Source organism: Bacillus sp. SIMBA_008, from assembly GCF_046535495.1.
In the GTDB taxonomy this organism is placed as follows: domain Bacteria; phylum Bacillota; class Bacilli; order Bacillales; family Bacillaceae; genus Bacillus; species Bacillus subtilis.
On the sequence record NZ_JAWRWL010001022.1, the window covers coordinates 1 to 246 of the forward strand.

Consider the following 246-nt stretch of genomic DNA (forward strand, 5'->3'; position numbering starts at 1 on the left):
GCGCAACATTATTAGAAGAAGTTACAGAAGGAATTCAACGTGTGGCAGACAGTTCTTCATTAGTATCCACAGCATCTATGTACACGAAGAAAAAGGCTGAAGATGGTGGAAAGTTAGTTGAACAAACTGTGAATCAAATGCAATTAATCCATGAGTCTGTTTCACAATCAGATAAAGTTATTGTTTTGTTAGATGATAAGTCGAAACAAATTGGAGCAATCCTTGAGATAATTCAACATATTGCAG

Annotated in this window: 1 pseudogene; it reads left to right on the forward strand. The window is 35.4% G+C overall.

Features of this window, described 5'->3' with window-relative positions:
• A pseudogene (locus SB658_RS26505) lies at positions 1–246 on the forward strand (chemotaxis protein); the annotation flags it as partial.